1 pseudogene and 1 riboswitch are annotated in these 2092 nt (G+C 66.9%); the pseudogene reads left to right on the top strand.

Going from position 1 to position 2092, the window contains the following annotated elements:
- The first annotated feature begins 227 nt into the window (after positions 1-227).
- Positions 228-326, top strand: a riboswitch (glycine riboswitch).
- A 168-nt stretch (positions 327-494) separates the two neighbouring features.
- A pseudogene (locus LQV45_RS27795) lies at positions 495-2092 on the top strand (glycine dehydrogenase (aminomethyl-transferring)); the annotation flags it as partial.

Below are 2092 nucleotides of genomic sequence, written 5' to 3'. Positions count from 1 at the left end.
CCCTTACTCCCCGCCGAATTCGCCGGAAGCGTTCGAGTACGCCGGAAAGTTGCGGCGACTCCGGGTGTTTCCGGCGAATTCGCGCCGCCGGATTCGCCACCGGGTGGCTCGTGGCCCGTAACCTGGGTCCGCCGCCGGGAGGGAGTTTGCGGACGCGCGCCCGGCATAGGACAATGAGAGCTGTGACTGTTGTCACCCCCGATTGAACACCTAATTAAATACGCCTTTGATCTGCGGCGGGAGAGTCCTGCAAGTAGGTACAAGCAGGCGCCGTAGGAGCAAACCCTCCCCAGGAATCTCTCAGGCCCATGTACCGCCGCGGCAAGGCATCTCTGGAAAGTAGCAGGCGTGTCCCGGACATGCTGTGCTCACCGACGGTGCAAGCGGAGCCCTGAAAAGCGGGCTGCGCGGAAACTCTCAGGTCCAATACAGAGCGGGGAGGAACCCGAATCATCGTGGCGTCTTGATGCCACCTGAATTATGGAGTTCCTCTCATGACGGTTCAATCGTCCCCGTCCACCTTCGCAGACCGCCACATCGGCGCCCGCCGCCAGGCCGACATCGACACCATGCTCAAGGCCGTCGGCTACGACAGCGTTGATGGCCTCGTTGACAACGCGGTCCCCGATTCCATCCGCCAGGAAAAGCCCCTCACCCTGGACAGCGCCCTCAGCGAAGTCCAGGTGCTGGCCGAACTGCGCAAGCTCGCCTACAAGAACAAGACGGCCGTGCAGATGATCGGCCAGGGCTACTACGACACCGTCACCCCGCCGGTGATCCGCCGCAACATCCTCGAAGCCCCCGCCTGGTACACCGCCTACACCCCGTACCAGCCGGAAATCTCCCAGGGACGCCTCGAGGCGCTGCTGAACTTCCAGACCATGGTCCAGGACCTCACCGCGCTCCCGGTCGCCAATGCGTCCCTCCTGGACGAGGCCACCGCGGTTGCCGAGGCCGTGCTTCTCATGCGCCGCGCCAACAAAAACAAGTCCGCTGCCGGGGCCAAGACCGTCCTCGACGCCGACTGCCTCCCGCAGACCATTGCCATCGTCGGGGGCCGAGCGGAGGCGCTGGGCTTCGAGGTGCAGGTCGCTGACCTCTCCGCCGGTCTGCCCGACGGCGACATCAACGGTCTCGTCCTCCAGCAGCCGGGCGTCTCCGGCCGGGTGTGGGACCAGTCCGGCGTGATCGCGGAGGCCAAAGAACGCGGCGCACTGGTCACCGTGGCGGCGGATCTGCTTGCCCTGACCCTGATCACCCCTCCGGGCGAGCAGGGGGCGGACATCGCCGTCGGCTCCACCCAGCGCCTGGGCGTGCCGCTGTTCTTCGGCGGCCCGCACGCCGCGTACATGGCGGTGCGCGAGGGCATGGAACGCACGCTCCCCGGCCGCATCGTCGGCGTCTCCAAGGACAACGCCGGTGTCCCGGCCTACCGCCTGGCCCTGCAGACCCGCGAGCAGCACATCCGCCGTGAGAAGGCCACGTCCAACATCTGCACCGCGCAGGCACTGCTGGCCATCGTGTCCTCGTTCTACGCCGTCTACCACGGCCCGGACGGGCTGAAGGCGATCGCCGAGACCGTCCACAACAACACCCGCGCCCTCGCCGCCACGCTGAAGATCGTCGGCCGGGAACTGGTGAGCGAGTCCTTCTTCGACACCCTCACGGTCCGCGTGCCCGGCAAGGCCGCCAAGGTCATCGCCGCCGCCGAGGCCCGGGGCATCAACCTGCGGCTCATCGACGCGGACACAGTTGGCGTGTCCGTCGATGAAACCACGACGCCGGAGGTCCTCTCCGCGGTGGTCGTCGCCTTTGGCGCCGGCCCGGTGGTGGAGGCCAAGGGCTTCGAACTGCCCGAGACGGTGCTGCGCACCTCCGACTTCCTGCAGCACCCGGTGTTCAACACGCACCGCTCCGAAACCCAGCTGCTGCGCTACATCCGCAAGCTCTCGGACCGCGACCTCGCCCTGGACCGCACCATGATCCCGCTGGGCTCCTGCACCATGAAGCTGAACGCCACGGCCGAGATGGAAGCGATCTCCTGGCCGGAATTCGCCTCCATCCACCCGTTCGCCCCGGACTCCCAGACCGA

The sequence above is a fragment of the Microbacterium sp. Bi128 genome, assembly GCF_918698205.1.
Note: the sequence above shows the minus strand (reverse complement) of the source record. Positions and strands in the feature narration are given on the sequence as shown.